The 17008-nt window shown below is 70.8% G+C and carries 12 protein-coding genes and 3 tRNA genes; 8 read left to right on the top strand and 7 right to left on the bottom strand.

Translation table 11 applies throughout. The features are described from left to right. Window positions 1-152: 152 nt before the first annotated feature. From ACIA8K_RS22145 to ACIA8K_RS22130, 4 genes are all read right to left on the bottom strand, one after another. Window positions 153-1199: a LacI family DNA-binding transcriptional regulator gene (locus ACIA8K_RS22145; RefSeq protein ID WP_396062089.1), complete on the bottom strand. Its 1047-nt coding sequence runs from the start codon at window positions 1197-1199 to the stop codon at window positions 153-155. A 24-nt stretch (window positions 1200-1223) separates the two neighbouring features. Continuing rightward, a complete protein-coding gene (locus ACIA8K_RS22140; protein ID WP_396062087.1) occupies window positions 1224-2093 on the bottom strand; it encodes an FAD-dependent oxidoreductase in 870 nt (289 codons plus the stop codon). 78 nt (window positions 2094-2171) lie between these two features. After that, window positions 2172-3419, bottom strand: a complete 1248-nt coding sequence (locus ACIA8K_RS22135; protein ID WP_396062085.1) for an alginate lyase family protein — start codon at window positions 3417-3419, stop codon at window positions 2172-2174. 93 nt (window positions 3420-3512) lie between these two features. Beyond that, the gene (locus tag ACIA8K_RS22130) at window positions 3513-4115 is read right to left on the bottom strand and encodes a TetR/AcrR family transcriptional regulator (protein ID WP_396062083.1); all 603 of its coding nucleotides are present in this window, start codon (window positions 4113-4115) and stop codon (window positions 3513-3515) included. A 181-nt stretch (window positions 4116-4296) separates the two neighbouring features. Here ACIA8K_RS22130 and ACIA8K_RS22125 point away from each other — a divergent pair, with 181 nt between their 5' ends. The 5 genes from ACIA8K_RS22125 to ACIA8K_RS22105 all read left to right on the top strand — a co-directional run bounded on the left by ACIA8K_RS22125 (window position 4297) and on the right by ACIA8K_RS22105 (window position 7832). Further along, window positions 4297-6426 carry a TRAP transporter permease gene (locus tag ACIA8K_RS22125; RefSeq protein ID WP_396062081.1) on the top strand — a complete coding sequence of 710 codons (2130 nt, stop codon included), beginning with the start codon at window positions 4297-4299 and terminating at the stop codon, window positions 6424-6426. Further along, window positions 6426-7427, top strand: a complete 1002-nt coding sequence (locus ACIA8K_RS22120) for a TAXI family TRAP transporter solute-binding subunit (protein ID WP_396062079.1) — start codon at window positions 6426-6428, stop codon at window positions 7425-7427. The genes ACIA8K_RS22125 and ACIA8K_RS22120 overlap by 1 nt, the downstream gene beginning before the upstream one ends. A gap of 134 nt (window positions 7428-7561) precedes the next feature. Then, window positions 7562-7634, top strand: a tRNA-Gly gene (locus ACIA8K_RS22115). Window positions 7635-7668: 34 nt separating this feature from the next. Further along, window positions 7669-7739, top strand: a tRNA-Cys gene (locus ACIA8K_RS22110). 18 nt (window positions 7740-7757) lie between these two features. Beyond that, window positions 7758-7832, top strand: a tRNA-Val gene (locus tag ACIA8K_RS22105). Window positions 7833-8082: 250 nt separating this feature from the next. Here ACIA8K_RS22105 and ACIA8K_RS22100 read toward each other — a convergent pair. After that, the gene (locus ACIA8K_RS22100; protein ID WP_396062077.1) at window positions 8083-8775 is read right to left on the bottom strand and encodes an SDR family oxidoreductase; all 693 of its coding nucleotides are present in this window, start codon (window positions 8773-8775) and stop codon (window positions 8083-8085) included. Between the two features lie 47 nt (window positions 8776-8822). Here ACIA8K_RS22100 and ACIA8K_RS22095 point away from each other — a divergent pair, with 47 nt between their 5' ends. Continuing rightward, the gene (locus tag ACIA8K_RS22095) at window positions 8823-9206 is read left to right on the top strand and encodes a MerR family transcriptional regulator (RefSeq protein WP_396062075.1); all 384 of its coding nucleotides are present in this window, start codon (window positions 8823-8825) and stop codon (window positions 9204-9206) included. Between the two features lie 729 nt (window positions 9207-9935). Here ACIA8K_RS22095 and ACIA8K_RS22090 read toward each other — a convergent pair. Next, window positions 9936-12995 carry a putative bifunctional diguanylate cyclase/phosphodiesterase gene (locus tag ACIA8K_RS22090; RefSeq protein WP_396062073.1) on the bottom strand — a complete coding sequence of 1020 codons (3060 nt, stop codon included), beginning with the start codon at window positions 12993-12995 and terminating at the stop codon, window positions 9936-9938. Window positions 12996-13080: 85 nt separating this feature from the next. Here ACIA8K_RS22090 and ACIA8K_RS22085 point away from each other — a divergent pair, with 85 nt between their 5' ends. Further along, entirely contained in the window at window positions 13081-14253 is a 1173-nt protein-coding gene (locus tag ACIA8K_RS22085; protein ID WP_396062071.1) for a cytochrome P450, read from the top strand. A 244-nt stretch (window positions 14254-14497) separates the two neighbouring features. Next, complete coding sequence (locus ACIA8K_RS22080; protein WP_396062069.1) at window positions 14498-15031, top strand: cupin domain-containing protein; 534 nt, start codon at window positions 14498-14500, stop codon at window positions 15029-15031. 1044 nt (window positions 15032-16075) lie between these two features. Here the strand turns inward: ACIA8K_RS22080 and bioD are convergent. Beyond that, window positions 16076-16777: a dethiobiotin synthase gene (bioD, locus tag ACIA8K_RS22075; protein ID WP_396062245.1), complete on the bottom strand. Its 702-nt coding sequence runs from the start codon at window positions 16775-16777 to the stop codon at window positions 16076-16078. Window positions 16778-17008: the final 231 nt, after the last annotated feature.

The following is a 17008-nucleotide window of genomic DNA, read 5'->3' as shown; positions in this document are numbered from 1 at the left end:
TCACTGTCAGCGGCCGGCCCGCCGAACGGCGACCGACTCGCACGCAGACGTCCGGCGGAGCCGATGTTTCCGGCGCTTACCGGCCGACCTGGCCTTCTGGGCACGTGCCGGCGATCTGGGAGCTGCCCCCAGCTTACTCGTTGATCCTGCGATTACGCCGTCCCGGATCCGCGGGTGAACTGGCTCGATTCGCGTACGACAAGCTCCGGCTCGAAGATCACCTGGCGGTGGATGTGCGTCCGCGGATCGGCGGCCTCGTCGAGCAGCAGCTCCGCGGCGGCCCGGCCGAGTCGCTGGCGGGGCTGGCGGACCGAGGTGATCGGCACCGCCGCCGCGGCCGCGAAGTCGATGTCGTCGTACCCGACCAGCGCGATCTCTTCCGGCACCCGTACCCGCTGCATGGTCAGTCCTTGAAGCATGCCCAGCGCGAGCAGGTCGTTCGCGCAGAACACCGCGGTCGCGCGCGTCCCCTTGGGCAGCCCGAGGAGGCGGGCGGCCGCGTCCCGCCCGGCGGCCACTGTCGGGCTCGGCGTCTCGCAGCGGCGCAGCGACTCCTCCGGCAGCCCGGCCTCGGCAAGCGCCCGCACGCCGCCCCGGTATCTGTCGCGGACCTGCGGCAGCCCCCACGGGCCGCCGACGAACGCGACCCGCCTGTGGCCCATCTCGATCAGGTGCCGGAGCGCCTGTTCGCCGCCGTGCACGTCGTTGACCGAGACGGAGCAGATCTCCGCGCGCGGCGACACCCGGTCGAGCAGCACGACAAGCACGCCGCGCTCGCGCAGCCGCAGCAGCCGGGCGCTGGTGTCGTCGACCGGCGTGATCAGCACACCCTGCACCCGCTGTTCCTCAAGCAGGTCGAGGTAGGCGGACTCCTTCGCCGCGTCGCCGTCCGAGTTGCAGAAGATCACCGGGAGGCCGGCCGGGCCGGTCGCGTCCTCCACGCCCTTCGCCACGTCGGTGAAGAACGGGTTGGCCACGTCGAGCACGACCAGTCCGAGCGTGCGGCCACGGCCGCGGCGCAGCTGGCGGGCCGACTCGTTCGGTACGAAGCCGAGCGCGGTGATCGCGTCAAGCACCCGGGTGCGCGTGGTCGGTGCGACGATGTCCGGACGATTGAGCACATTGGAGACGGTGCCGACTGACACGCCCGCCCGGGTCGCCACGTCACGGATGCTGATCGTCGGAGTCGCCACCTGCATCGACCGCCCTGCCTGGGGAAATCGTCAGGATACTCTGAGAGCCAGCTCCATGACGTCGTCCGCGCAGCCCCAGGACATGGTCATCCCGGCGCCGCCGTGGCCGTAGCAGTGGATGATGTTTCCCTGCCGTTCCAGGCGGGGCCCGCCGCGCCGGGTGGGTCGCAGCCCGATGAGCGAGCCGAGCACCCGGGCGCCCGCCAGCCGGGGCTCCACCTCGACGCACCGCGCCCTGATCGCCTCCGCCCCCGCCGGGTCGGCTGTCAGATCGCCGCGTCCCTGCTCGAACGTGCCGCCCAGCACCACGTCTCGGCTGCGTGGGTGAATGTAGAGGGATCGGGACTCGTCGCGGATCGAGACGTCCAGGCCCGGGTTCTCCACAAGCACGATCTGGCCGCGGGCCGGTTCCACCGCGTCGTCGCCGGCCAGCTCGCGGGCGGCCAGGCCGGTCGCGTTGACCACGAGGCCGGGCAGCTCGTCGAGGGCGGAAATGCGGCGGCGCTCGATCGTCAGACCGCGGGCCAGCCAGGCGAGATATACCGGCATCTCCACTAAAGGGGCGGTGAAGCGCAGCTCGTCGTCGAGGAGCGTCACGTCGCCTGCCGCGGCCGCCCACCAGGGCACAGTGGACAGCAGCATCCGCGTCCGGCGCAGCAGCACGCCCGGCACGCCGTCGTGCGCCTGCCGGGTGAACTCCTGGTACGCGGCCGCGGACCAGCGCAGCACACGCGGATCCGCCTCCTGGTGCGCCGGGTACCAGACCGCGGCCGCCACCGCCGACACCGTGTCCTCCGGCGGATCCGCCGCGATCACCGTCACCCGCGCGCCGGCCTCGTGCAGCCGCCGCGCGGCCGTCAGCCCGATCACGCCGCCGCCCACCACAGTCACATCCGTCATAAGCTCATCGTGGGGGTTGGCGTTCCTGGGCGACAGTACGAACCCGGCCGTACACCGGCTGCGTGATCTGCTCGTGAATCACCCGCCGTGGGTCACGGTCTCCCAGGCGAAGAAGTAGGCCGCCTCCGCCGGGCGGTATTTCCGGACATAGGCAGTGGTGCCCGGCAGGTCGAGCCCGAGGCGGTCGACCAGGTGATGGCGGGCCGCCTCCGGCAGCGGCGCGTACGACTCGGTGTCCGGCTCGCCGTCGCAGAGCCAGGACGGCGCCTTCTCGCCAAGCGCGTACGGCATGTGCAGTTCCAGCGCGGCCACCATCCGCGGCTGGATCTCCGACCACAGGTCAAGCCCCTGCAGCCGCGCGGTCTCCGCCACGTGCGACGCCGCGGACAGCCCCCAGCCGGTGTGCCCGAAGTCGCGGCAGGTCTCCTGCGTGAGCCCGTCCACGAACGTCTCCTGCCCCTGCCAGTAGCCGATCAGCCGCCCCTCCGGCACGTCCGTCTCACCGGGCGGCGCGACCGGCAGCGGCCCGTCGCTCGTCAGGTAGATGTAGGCCTTGACCCGCTCCCGGAACCGCGCCACCGCCCGGTCGAACGAGGCCCGGTCGTCCAGGAACACCGCGATCCCGGTCGCCGCCTCCATCATGATCAGTTCCCAGTTGCCGTTCGTCCAGGTCGCGCCGCCGATCACCTCGGGCAGGTAGACGTCGCGGAACATCGCCTCGGCCGGCGCCGGATCCCAGCCGTCGTAGCTGTAGCGGATCAGTTCGGCCGCGCGCACCATCGGCACCGCGGACCAGGCCGACTGCAGCGGCCCGTTGACGTTCGTGTGGCTCTCCAGCACCGCCGCCCACGCGTCGATGATCCGGATCGCGGCCTGCGCATGCGCCCGGTCGCCTGTCAGATTCCAGAGCAACGCCTGCGTGTACGCCGCGACGCCGTCCTCCGCCTCCTCGGTGCACCCCAGATCCGGATCCGAGTACGGCCCGCACTCCACCACCGCGCGCGGCCGCGGCTGCCAGTCCGCCTTGCCGTACCGGGTGCCGGCCATCTGCGCGAAGGCGGACGCCCACGGCTCCGTCCCCGCGTCGACCCGCTCCTTGATCCGGGCCAGCTCGTCCGCCCCGATCAGCACGCCCGGATGCCGAAACGCTCCGTCCGGAGGCGCGGCGAGCACGGCCGGCCCGGCGGACTCCCACGGCGTCTCCGCCACCGCCGGTTCGTCGCCCGGCCGGTTGATCATCGCGAGCCCGATCACCGCGGCAAGCATCACGACGACGGCTGCGGAACAGGCCACCACCACGCCTCTGCGGGTACGAGTGAGGGTCACCGCTCCATCGTTATCCCAGGCAGGAGCGATGTCGCCACTTCGGCTGCCGGTTACCTACCCGTCCGGCCCGCGCTCGCCGGAATGTCCTGTCACTCAGGCGACCTGCTCCGGCTTGAGGGACAGTTCGCGGGAGACCGCCTCGCTGACCCAGCCGCCGATCGCCGTGCGGGCGATTATTCGCGGATGGGCTGAGGACTGGATGGCGAGGCCGTCGATGAGCGACGCGATCCGCCAGGCCGCCGCCTCCGCGTCCGCACACTCGAAGGAGCCGTCCCGCACGCCGTCGGAGATGACGTCGCGCAGCGCCTCACGCCAGCGGAGCACCCGGCGGCGGGAGATCTTCTCCAGCTCGGGCACGCGCGGCGCCTCGGCCCAGCCGTCTATCCACATCGTCCAGGCCTTGACGCGCGTGGTCGGCGTGTAGTGCCGCAGCAGCTTGCGCAGCCGGTCGAGCGGAGAACCGGGCGATTTGAGGATCGCGTCGAGCTTCTGAAGGTCCTGCTCCGTCGCATAGGCGAATGCCTGAGCGAGCAAGCGTTCTTTTGTGGCGAAATGGTAGAAGACCAGCGCCTGACTCACGCCGGCGGCGCGTGCGACATCGGCGGTCCGCGTGTTAGCGAGGCCGCGTTCGGCGATGACATCACAGGCAGTACGCAGGAGTGCGTCGAGCCGTACCTCGGCAAGGCGTCTGGTCACGAAACACACCGTAGCCGATGAATACCAGTTCACGGATGCCCTGGTTGCGTCACTCATATGAGCGCGAAGTCGCTTTCGGACGACTCGAAGTTGCAAATTCCCACGATGGGATTACCACGGTCGAGAATTGACGTCGCGGATTGACCGTTACAAACGGAAAATAGCGCGGTAAAGTCCGATCATGTTGGACGGTGCAGCCCGGGCCACGCGTACGGTGGACGTCCCCGAGCCCGTTTACGACGACGAGGAACGGCCCTCCCGCGAGCTCACCGGCGGCGTCGCGCGCATCGTCGGCGGCGTCGCGCTGACGATCACGCTGCTCGCGCTCTGGCAGGTCTTCCGGCCGTTGCCACAGGGCAGCCAGTACTACCTGATCTTCTTCCTGGCCGGCGCACTGCCGCTGGTCTTCCTCGCCTACCGGTCCGGCGCACGCCTGCCCGTGCTGGGCGGCGGCGACCGTCCCGCGCTCGCGGACTGGGCGCTCGCCGTACTCACCGCCGCCGTCTGCCTCTACCCGGTGCTGCCGTTCCGCGGCGGCTACGACGGATTCCTCGATCGGCAGGGCCTGCTCGACCCGGTCGACGTGCTGCTCGGCGCGTTCCTGCTGCTCCTGGTTCTGGAGGCCGCACGGCGTACCACCGGATGGGTGTTGCCGTTGGTGTGCCTGGCCTTCCTCGCCTACGGCTACTACGGCGGGCTGCTGCCGCAGGACTGGTCCGTCGCCCACGCGGGGCTGGACTTCTCGCAGATCGTGGACGCGCTCTACAACTCCGGCAGCGGTTTCTACGGCACGCCGCTTGACGTCGCGGCCACCTACATCGTGCTGTTCACCATCTACGGCGCGGTGCTCGACCTCTCCGGCGCGGGCCGGTTCTTCGTCGACCTGTCCGTCGCCGCGTTCCGCCGCTCCCGAAGCGCCGCCGGCCGCACCGCGGTCACCGCCGGATTCCTGCTCGGCACCGTCTCCGGCTCCGGCACCGCCACCGCGGTAAGCGTCGGCGCGGTCACCTGGCCGATTCTTCGCCGCGCCGGATATCCCGCGGAACGCGCCGGCGGCATGCTCGCCGCGGCAGGCGTCGGCGCGATCCTGTCCCCGCCCACGCTCGGCGCGGCCGCGTTCATCGTCGCGGAGTACCTCGGCGTCTCCTACCTGATCGTGCTCGGCTGGGCCACCATCCCGACGATCCTGTACTACCTGGGCATCCTGCTCGCGGTCGAGATCGACGCGCGGAAGCTCTGCACGCGACAGGTCTCGCCGGAGGCCGGCTCGCCGTGGCGGCTGCTTGCGCGCTTCGGCTACCACTTCTCGTCGTTGATCGTGATCGTGGCGCTGCTCGCGGTCGGCGTCAGCGCCACCCGGGCCGTCGTCTACGCCACGCTTCTCGCGTTCGCGCTGGCGTTCCTCGACCGGCGGACCCGGCCCACCCTCTCCTCCACCGCCGCCGCGCTCGCCGCCGGCACCCGCGGTGTGCTGCCCGTCGCCGCCGTCTGCGCCGCCGCCGGGATCATCACCGCCACCACCACCAAGACCGGATTGGGTACGCAGCTGGCGTCGCTGCTGATCAGGGGCGCGCGGGCGCTGTCCGACAACCCGCAGGTGGTGCTGGCGCTCACCGTGCTCGCGGCCGCGGTGGCGCTGAGCCTGCTCGGCCTCGCGGTGCCGGTAACCGCGTCGTTCATCATCGGCTGGGTCATCGTCGGGCCGGCACTGCTGGATCTGGGTGTGCCCGGACCCGCCGTCGCGATGTTCGTCTTCTACTACTCGGTGCTGTCCGAGGTCACGCCGCCGACCGCGCTCGCCGCCGTGGGCGCCGCCTCGATCACCGGCGGGCGGATCGTGCCGACCATGTGGCAGGCGCTGCGGTACGCGCTGCCCGCGTTCCTGGCACCGATCGCGTTCGTGCTGACGCCGGCCGGGTCGTACCTGCTCGGACGCGGTCCCGTGCTCGACATCGCGTGGGCCACCGCCGCCGCGATGGCCGGGGTGGGCGCGCTGGCGATCGCTACCGGCGGGTGGGTGCTTGGCGTCGGAGAGGCGGGGACGCCCGCGCGGGTCTGCGCCGCACTGGGCGGGCTGCTGCTGCTCTACCTCGACCCGGTGGGGATCGCGGGCGGATCGGCGCTTGTGGCAGCCGCGGTGGCGCTCACGCTGATCTCGGCCCGCGCGTCCTCCACGGCATCTTCCACGTCGCCCACTGTGGCGCCTTCTGTGGCGCCTTCTGTGGCGCCTTCTGTGGCGCCTTCTGCGGCGTCGGGTGAGTCGTCCGCCGCACCGATGTCCGAATCGTCCGAACGGGGAGTTGAGGCGTAATGCGTACCCTCGGAGCTGTTGGTCTTGTCTTTGTACTTGCCGCCGGGGCGGTGAGCGGATGCGGGGGCCGGCAGGACACCGCCGACACCGACACCGGCGGCGACGTGACCTGCCAGGTGAGCGGCGAGACCCGGGTCGGCATCGCCACCGGCAACGTCGGCGGCGTCTACTACACGATGGGAAACGCGTTCGCCGAGCAGGTCGCGACCGCGACCGGCGGCACCGTCAAGGCGACCGCCGCCGAGACCGGGGCGTCCGTCCAGAACATCCAGCAACTCGTCGCGGGTACGTACGCGGTCGCGTTCTCGCTCGCCGACACCGCCGCCGACGCGGTCAACGGCACGGGTTCGTTCACCGCTCCGCAACCCGTCGCCGCGCTCGCCCGCATTCACACGAACTACACGCAGGTCATCGTGCGCACCTCAGCCGGCATCACCGACGTCGCCTCGATGCGCGGCAAACGCATCTCCACCGGCTCCCCCAAGTCCGGCACCGAGGTGATCGCGAACCGCCTGCTCAAAGCCGCAGGCCTCAACGCCGAGACCGACATCCAGGCCCAGCGCCTCGACCTCACCAAAACGATCGACGGCATCAAGGACGGCAGCATCGACGGCTTCTTCTGGTCCGGCGGCTTGCCCACCCCCAACCTCACCGACCTGTTCACCACCTCCGCGTCGTCGATCAGCTTCCTCGACATCACCCCGCTGCTCCCCGCCATGCGCCAGTTCAACCCGGTCTACGAGCAGGGCGCGATCCCGGCCTCGGCGTACCGGCTGCCGGCCGACGTGCCGACCATCGTCGTCCCCAACTACCTGCTTGTTAAGAACGACCTCGACGCCAACGTCGCCTGCGCCCTCACCAAGGCCCTCTTCGACCGCAAGGACCAGATCGCCCAGGCCTCCCCCGCCGCCGCCGAACTGGCCGTCTCCAACGCCCGCAATACCGCCCCCGTCCCCCTGCACCGCGGCGCCGCCGAGGCGTTGTCCCTGCTCGGCGGCTGACCCCCCACTCCCCGGTCCCCCCGCCGCGACGCGCGGGGGGACCCTGATTTGGCGCGGGCGTGACGGTCCGCTAAAGTTCTCTTCGTCAGCGAGGAACGGAAACGGGACTTAGCGGACAAAGAAGTAAGCAGTACGCGGACGTAGCGCAGCTGGTAGCGCATCACCTTGCCAAGGTGAGGGTCGCGGGTTCGAATCCCGTCGTCCGCTCGGAGAAGGCCGCCACCAACACGGGGGTCACCTCGGTGGAGTGGCCGAGAGGCGAGGCAACGGCCTGCAAAGCCGTGTACACGGGTTCAAATCCCGTCTCCACCTCGGCAGTAGTTTTGCCTAGGGCGATTGGCGCAGTGGGAGCGCGCTTCCTTGACACGGAAGAGGTCACTGGTTCAATCCCAGTATCGCCCACCACGTCAGGCCCCATCTTCATCGCTGAAGATGGGGCCTTTTGCTTGCCCAGTATCAAACCTTCCGAGTGTCAGCAGTCTCCGCGAAGATCCGAGTCCGGGTGAAAGCTTCGCCATGATCGGTCAGATATCGATGATTCTTTCGATGGAACTCCGAATCGATTAGCCGGAGTCGGAACTGCATCATTTCGGACCGATCAATTACTTGCCGCCGTCAACTGCGCTGGTTGACCCGCGGCATGTTGGTCGGCGAGCTAGAGGCTCAAGGTCGTAGGGGGGCCGGACAGCGCGGCCTTGGCGCGTCGCGCAAGGTCGTCGGCAACGACCTCGATCTCGCCGGCGGCCAGCCCGTCCAGCACGGTGGTCACGAACTCCTCGGCACTGATCTTGGCGAAGTCCCACCCCGCGCTCATGTCGGTGTCGACCAGGCCGACGTGGGCGCCCAGGACCTGGGTGTGCTGGTCGGCGAGCTCGACACGGAAGGCGTTGTTCAGGTTCCAGGCGGCGGCCTTGCTCACCGAGTAGGCGGCATTGCCGGGTACGGCGTACCAGGAGGCGGCTGACAGCACCGTGACGATGGCGCCGCCACCGTTGCGGCCGAGCGTGGGGGCGAATCCGCGGGTCACCTGGAGCATGCCGAAGACGTTGGTCTCGACGTCCCGCCGGATGGTGTCGAGGTCTCCGGTGAGCACAGGCTGCAGGGTGGCGATTCCGGCGTTGTTGATCAGCAGGTCGACGTCGGGAGCCGCACGGACCGCAGCTTCCACGCTGGCGGCATCCGTGACGTCCAACTCGAGCGGTACGACTCCGGCGATGTCGATCGAGCGCGGGTTGCGGGCGGTGGCATAGACCCGGCCGGCGCCGCGCATGAGCAGCTGGCGGGTGAACTCGCGACCCAGCCCGCGGTTGGCGCCGGTGACCAGTGCGGTGGAGTTTTCGATTCTCATGATCCGACCGTAGGATCTGACATATATGTCAGTTTCAACTCCTTGTCGTGAGACGTGTGCCACGGAGGTACCAGATCGTGCGGATCGGTGAACTGGCCCGGGTGACCGGGGTGAGCCAAAGGTCGCTGCGCTGGTACGGCGAGCTGTCACTGCTGCGGGAGACGCGCACAAGTGGAGGGCACCGGGAGTACGACGACGGCGCGGTGAACCGGGTCCGGACCATTCAGCTGCTGTTCGCCGCGGGTGTTCCCGCCCGGCACGTCGCGGAGATCCTGCCCTGCGCCGACACCGGGATGACGACGCCGGCCATGGTCGCACGCCTGGAGGAGGAGCGGACCCGGCTGCGGGCGCAGGCCGCGGAACTCATCGCCACCCTCGAGAAGCTCGATGAGGTGGTCGTGGAGACGCGCCTCAGGCTCGTGACGGCCTGACGCCGGAGCAGGTGGTCCCCGCTGCCTCAGGCGTGCATGCCGCCGCCGGGCACGTGGCGACCGCGGCCCGGCGGGAGCGCACGGGCCTCACCCTGCCGGATCAGCGCAGCAGCCACTCCCCCAGGTCCGCCGGGCCAGGGCGCGGACCCGACCCTGGAAGTGGGCGAGGTCCGTCGCCGTCACGAGCGCAGCCCCGCCGCCGGAGCGGCCTTCGCGGAAGATGGCGGTGCGGCTACGTAAGGGGAGGTCGCGCATGCGGGTGAAGGTCGCGGCCTCCACCAGGTCCGGCCAGAGGCCGTCCGGCACCGGGATGTTCAGCCGGGCCGCCAGCCCCGCAACGTCTCGCCGAGCTGCACAGCCACCGCCCCTTCGACGACGCCCGATTCTGCCCCCACAGCCGGCAACGGACGGCCGCACCGACAGCCGCACCGACGGCCGGCGCGGGAAACCACTGACCGCAAGGGTTTTCCCCGATTCGGCACGGGGGTGGAGTGCATAGCGTGGTGGGCAGCACGAAGACGAGGTGCCGCCCCGCGGTCACCGGAGCCGGTCGCGACAAGTAGCCGGATCCGCCCGCGTGTCCGTCCAACACCCCGAGTACGGACCGGGAGGATTACCCCGCGAGGGGACCTGGCCCCAGATCCTCGGCACCGTCTCCCATGCCGCACCGCCCGGCTTCGACCGCTCCCCCCGCGGGCAGCCGGGCGGGTGCTTTTCCTGGGAAGGATCTCAGGCGGTCGTGTTCGCCGGCTTCCCCCGGGTAGCGAGCCACCCGTAGATCTCCGCCGCGTTCACCGGCCGTGAGAACAGATATCCCTGCCCGTAGGGACATCCCATGCTCGCGAGCATCTCGCGGTGCACGGGCTCCTCGATGCCCTCGGCGATCACCCGCAGGTCGAGGGTGTCCGCGAGCTGCACGATCGCGGCCACCAGGGCGCGCTGTTTGCGGCTGTGCACCATGTCGTCGATGAACGACTTGTCGATCTTCAACACGTCGATCGGCATGTGCCGGAGGTAGCTCAGCGACGAGTAGCCGGTGCCGAAGTCGTCGATCGCGATCCGTACCCCCGTCTGGCGCAGTGCTGCCATGTCGGCCCACACCTGCTCGTCCTCGCGCAGCAGCAGGCTCTCCGTGATCTCCAAAAGCAGAGCCCGCGGGGGTACGCCGGAGTCCGCAAGCACCTGCCGCACCGAGTCCATGAAGCCGGGGTGCCGGAACTGGCGCGCCGACACGTTCACGCTCACGTAGCGGGGGCGGTCGGAGGGCACCAGCCGGTTCCAGCGTTCGGCGGAGCGCAGCGCCTCCTCAAGCACCCAGTGCCCGATCGGCACGATCAGGCCGGTCTCCTCGGCGAGGTTGATGAACTGGTCGGGCGGGATGACGCCGCGGGTGGGGTGCTTCCACCGGACCAGTGCCTCGAACCCGGCCGCTTCGTCGGTGAGCAGGTCCACGATCGGCTGGTACTGCAGGACGAAGTGGCCGCCGCTGACCGCCTGCTCGAGCGCGGCCCGCAGTTCCAGGCGGGCGACAAGCGCGGAGTGCACCTCGGCCTGGTACCGGCGCCACTGCCCGCGGCCGGCTGCCTTCGCCACGTTGAGTGCAAGGTCGGCCTGGCGGAGCAGCTCCTTCGCGTCCCGGGCCTCCGCGGTGGTGGACACGCCGACGCTTGCGACGCCGCCGATGTGCTCGCCCTCGACTGTAAACGGCGCGGACAGCGCCTCGGTGACCCGGCCGGCGATCTCCTCAAGCTCGGTGATGTGGCTGACGTCCTCGATCAGCGCGGCGAACTCGTCCGCGCCCAGCCGGGCCACTGTGTCGCCGGGCCGCAGCACCTCGGTCAACCGTGCCGCCACGCCGACAAGCAGCTGGTCGCCGACGGTGTGGCCGAGCGCCTCGTTGATCAGGCGGAAGCCGTTCAGGTCGATCAGCAGCACGCCTACCAGTTCGCCGTCCCTGCCGGCCCGGGCGGCCGCGTGCTGGGCACGGTCGGTGAAGAGCGCGCGGTTCGCCAGGCCGGTAAGCGAGTCGTGAAGCGCCTGGTGGGTCAGTTCGCGTTCCAGCTTGCGGCGCTCGGTGACGTCACGCAGCGTCAGGACCAGGCCGTCCACGGTCGGCTCGTCGCGCAGGTCGCGGCAGTCGAGTTCGATCTGCACGCGGGCGCCGTCGCCGCGGACCGCGGTGAAGTCCATGCCGTCGTGCCGGCCCACCCCGGCGCGGGCCTGCGCGAGCATGTGGCGGAACCGGGTGCGGTCGGCCGGATCGATCACTGTGTCGAGCGTGGCGCCGATCAGCTCCGGCAGGTTCAGCACAGTGGTCGCGGACGGGCTGGCGTACCGGATGGTGTCGTCCTGGGCGGCGATCAGGATGACGTCCGAGGTGTGCATGATCAGCGTCCGGAAGTAGGCCTCGCTCTGCGCGCGGTTGACCTCCTCGTTCAGCGCTATCCGGGCCAGCGCCAGGCCGGTCTGCGAGGCCAGCACCTCCATCGAGCCGGCGAGCAGCCGCAACTGCTCCTCCGCCGCGCCCAGGTAGAGCATGCCGCGGTCCACGCCGAGCGGGCAGCACAGCACCCGGTCGAAGCGGGCCAGGTCGGGCACGAGCAGCGCGGCCGGGCCCGCAAGCCACGGTCGCCGGCCGGGCGGCAGCACCTCCCGGTCCAGGTCGCCGACCTCGCCGTCCGCGTCGTGGTCGGTCACGACAAGTTCGGCGAGCACGGCCAGGTGCGGAGTCTCCGGGGGCAGCAGGCGGGCCACGGCCGTGCGGACCACCTCGCGGACATCCGCCACCGTGGTGGCCGACACCAGGCGGGCACCCGCCTCGCGCAGCGCCGACTCCCGGTTGAGCGTGGCCGTGAACTGCAGGCGGGAGCCGCCGGACCAGGCCACACCGAGCAGGGAGATCAGCAGCGAGACGCAGGCGATCAGCGGTACGTCAGGCGTCTGCCCGCGCAGCGACTCGATCAGCAGGATGCCGGGGCCGACCAGGCTCACGGCCAGCAGCATCATGCCCTGGAATGCGCTTGTCTTCGACGCGTACCCGGGGAGTCTGGGCATCGGCTCGGTAAGCCACCGCATCGACGGCTGCAGCGCGGCCAGGCCCGGCGCACCGTAGAAGACCACCCAGCCGAGGTCGACCGGGCCGCCGACCTGCCAATCGCCGAACATCAGGCCGACCGAGTACACGCAGTCCGTTATAAGCAGCGCAAGCACGCCGACGACAAGCAGGTTCGCGGAAGCGGGACGCCGGCCGCCGATCGCCAGCAGCCGCAGCAGCGCGGCCAGGCACACCACGTCGCCGACCGGGCTGGCGATGGACGCCAGCTTCTCGGTGAGCGTCAGGTCCGAGTCGTGGAGCAGCGGCGCGACCAGGTAGATCCAGACCACGAGCGCGAGCGCGGCCGTCACCAGCAGCGCCTCCAGCAGCGCGTTGCGGTCCCGGCCGACAGTGCGCGCGGCCATGAACCCGAGCAGCGCGGCGGCAAGCAGCACCGGGACGAAGAGGTAGATCGCGTCCGCGTACGACGGGAACGGATCGGCGACGTGCGACACATCGACGATCCAGTTGTAGTACGTGTCACCCGCGCACAACGCCGCGAGCGAGGCGGCCAGCAGGTACCACGGGAGTCGTTTCCGGGGCCGGTGCAGCCACGTGCCCACCAGGGTCGCTGTCACGCCGGAGAGGCCGATCAGCACCCAGAACAGCATCCTCTGCTGCGGAAACGCGTAGAAGAGCACGGTGAGCACGACCAACCAGACGGTGTAGCCGAAGCCCACCCGCCGTGCCGACATGCAGATCCCCCCACCGGTCCCTTTCCCGCCTATCGGACAATCGGCGCGTCTCCGGCCCGGATGAGGGAAACCGCACCAGGCGGTCATGATCCGCGCCAGGCGTAGCGTGGTCGCCGTGCTGTTTCGACTCTGGGACTCCCCCGCCGCGCCTGGGACGGCCCGTCTCGTCGCCGACGGCGTCGGCGGCGAGCACCTGCTTGTCACCCAGCATGCCGAGGTGCGGGCCGTGCTCACGGACCAGGACACGTACCGGCCGGACAACGCGCTCGACGCGGTCACACCGATCCCGGCGAGTGCGCTGCGCATCCTGGTCCGGCACGGCTTCCGGCTGCCGCCCACGCTCGCCAACAACGGCGGCGTCAGCCATCCCGCCATCCGGGCCGAGGTCGCGGACCTGCTGCACCCGCGCTCGGTGGAGACCCAGCGCTCCTGGCTGACCGCGCTCGTGCGTACCCGCGTGGTGTCGGCTCGTGAAGATCTTGATCGTGGACGCCCGGTCGACCTGCACGCGACGCTCGCCGCCGACCTCCCACTGCTGGTCCTGGCCCGGCTGGTCGACCTGCCCGCCGCCGAGACCGACGCGGTCAAACGCTTCGCCCGCGCCGCGCTCGAACTCTTCTGGGCCCCGCTCTCCACCGACCGGCAGAATCACCTGGCCACGATCGTCGGCGAATTCCACCTCACGCTGCGTGACTTCGCCGCTCACGGCGGTGGCCTGGCCGCCCGCCTCCGCGCCGCAGGTCACCCGCTCGACGTGGTCGCCGGCGCGCTGTTCTTCCTGCTCGTGGCCGGCCAGGAGACCACGTCACAGTTCCTCACGCTGCTGATGCACAGGCTCGCCACCACAGCAGTGCCGGCCGCCGCCCGCCCCGCCGACATCGTCGAGGAATCGCTGCGCCTCGACACCCCGATCGTCACCTGGCGCCGGGTAGCCGCGCGCGACACCACGCTCGGTGACGTTCCCGTCCCGGCCGGCACCAGCCTGCTGCTCTGGCTCACCGCCGCCGCCCGGGACCCGTCCGCCGTCGCCGCGCCCGACGACTTCGTGCCCGGCCAGCGCGGCAGCCGGCGTCACCTCGCGTTCGGCGCGGGCGCCCACCGCTGCGCCGGCGCCAGCCTGGCCCGCATGGAGGCGGAGGTCGTCACGGCCGAGACGCGCGACCTGCTGGGCGGGGTGGAGGTGCTGCGGGCGCCGTGGTCGCCGGACAACCTGACCTTCCGCATGCCTGACACATTCCTCATAGGCCCCAAGAGCTGAATTTTCCCACCTGGTCGGTGGTCCGGCCCGCACGCTCCCGCGGGCCGCGGCCCCGTCGTGGTCCCGCCGACCCCACGGCCGTTGCGCACGCGTCGAGGTCCGCCGGGCGCCGGCGCACCGTGGACGGCCACAGGCACGGAGACGCTCGTCACGGGGCACTCGATGACTAACCGGAGGAGCCTCCATTAAAGTGGAGGGGTGCCTCCGCTTCATCGGGCGGGAATGACTCTTCAGGGAGAACAGCATGACGGTGAGACGAGTGGCCACCGGTCACGACGCGAACGGCAAGGCCGCTTTCGCCTCCGACGTGGAACTCGAGCACGACGGGGGCGGCGGCCCGATCCACCAGATCTGGGGAGCCGATTACAAGCTCGTGCACCTGCCTGACGACGGCGCGGAGCCGGTCTGCGAGGACGAATACTTCCCCAAGCCCGGTGGGTTCCGTTTCGTCATGGTCACGCTGGCGCCGAACGGCGCAGACCCCCTGCCGGAGCCGGCACCGGGCACGTTCACCCCGCGGCGGCAGATACGGTACGGCTTCGACGGCAATTTCCCCGAAGGCGGCGGAATGCACAAGTCGGCAAGCATCGACCTGATGGTGGTCCTGTCCGGCGAACTCACCCTCGAACTCGACGACGGCGCCAGGAAGACGCTGAAGGCAGGCGAGACGATCGTCCAGAACGGGACAAAGCATCGATGGATCAACGACGGCGACGTGCCGGCGGTCTGCGCGGCCGTCATCATCGGCGTCGACCACGACCACTTCGCCTCGACATAGCCCCGTCGTCACGTCGTCGCCGGTCCCCCTCTGGCCCGTCACGCGCGGCCCCGACACGCGCGCCCCGGTCACACGCGGCCCGGTCACACGCGGCCCCGTCACACGCGGCCCCGTCGCGCGCGACCCCGTCACACGCGACCCCGTCACACGCGACCCCGTCACACGCGACCCCGTCACACGCGGCCGTTACGCGCGACCCTGTCACGCGCGGCCCCGTCACACGCGACCCTGTCACGCGCGGCCCCGTCACACGCGGCCCTGTCACGCGCGACCCCGTCACACGCGGCCCCGTCACACGCGGCCCTGTCACGCGCGACCCCGTCACACGCAGCCCTGTCACGCGCGACCCCGTCACACGCGGCCGTTACGCGCGGCCCCGTCACGCGCTGCCCCCGTCACGCGCGCCCCCGTCACGCGCCGCCCCCGTCACGCGCGCGGGTGGCAGGGTGAAGTGCGGCGCGGGTGACGCGTCAGCGGCGGGTGGGAGGTGCGGGTGTCGCCTCGGTGCTCACAAGAGCGGGCATCGAAGCCGGAGACCTGTGGCGCACCGGTCGATCGTGGCACTCCGGCGTCGCCGGGGCCCGGCTCAACAGCCACAGCGACCCACAAATCCGACATGTCAGGACACGAGCCTTGCCTACGGCGGCTCTTCCGCGGACCCATGATCCTTGCGTCTCTGGTGGCCCTTTCAAGTCCGAAATAAGGGCCACCAGGGACGCAAGGATCATGGATCCCACTCTCTGGACGCCAGTTCCCGAACTCTGGACCGTCTCCGCAGGGCCGGCCACGCCGGGCGCCACCCACCCGACATTTCGCCGTAGGTAACCCGCAGGGAGCGGGACTCAGGCCCACGGCTCAAGCCGCGCCGAGCCGGTAGGCGGCCGGCCGCAATGCCACCGGACTTTTCCCACGTTCGGGATCCGGCCCATGCTCGGGACCCGACCCACGCTCGGGACCCGACCCACGCTCGGGACCCGGCACACACTCGGAGCCCGGCACACACTCGGGGCTTGAGCTGGGTTGAGGGTTGGGGCGGAGAGCCGGTCAGAGCTCTTCGGCCCAGGTGCGCCAGTCGTCGAGGACGCCGTAGAGGGTGGGGGTGAGCCAACCGGAGGCGGAGCGGCGGAAGACGCCGGGGTCGATGGTGGCGGCGCCGTCAGGGATGACACCTGCGAGTTGGGGGATCAGGTCGGTGAGGTTGGACCAGTGGACCAGCTCGGGGGTGGCGGGCCAGGCGCCGATGACGATGCTTGCGGGTACGCCGCGGCGGTCAAGTGCTTCGAGCGTGAGCGCGGTGTGGTTGAGCGTGCCGAGGCCGGCCCGGGAGACGACCACGGCCTTGGCGTCGAGGGTGACGGCGAGGTCGGCGACGGTCCAGGGCTCGCCGGACGGGCGCAAGCCCATCGGGACCAGCAGGCCACCGGCGCCCTCGATCAGGACAAGGTCGTGGCGGGCGACCTCGGCGCGGATCTCGTCGACGACCGTGTAGAGCTCGATCGGCTCCAGGCCGGCGACCCGGGCCGCGGCGAGCGGGGCCAGCGGGTCGGGGAAGGAGGCAAGCGTGCGTACCGTATCCGGGGCCGCGAGCCGCGTGATCACCTCGGCGTCGGGCGGATCGTCCGTGGCGGTGCCGGTCTGACCCGGCTTGATCACGGCGACCCGCAGGCCGGCCCCCTGCGCGGCGGCCGCGATCGCGGCGGTGGCGATGGTCTTCCCGACGCCGGTGTCCGTGCCGGTCACCAGCACGGCGCCCCGCCACTCGTCGGACAGCGGCACCGACACCGCGGGCACCGACACCGGGCCGGGCTCGGTCACCGACGTCGCCGAGGTCACCGACGTCACCGACACCGGGCCGGGCTCGGTCACCGAGGCCACCGACGTCACCGCGGGCACCGAGGTCACCGCGGGCACCGAGGTCACCGCGGGCACCGAGGTCACCGCGGGCACCGCGGGCACCGAGGTCACCGCGGGCACCGA

The sequence above is a fragment of the Catenuloplanes sp. NPDC051500 genome, assembly GCF_044454585.1.
In the GTDB taxonomy this organism is placed as follows: domain Bacteria; phylum Actinomycetota; class Actinomycetes; order Mycobacteriales; family Micromonosporaceae; genus Catenuloplanes.
The sequence above is the reverse complement of the archived record's forward strand: the minus strand, read 5'-3'. Positions and strand labels throughout refer to the sequence as shown.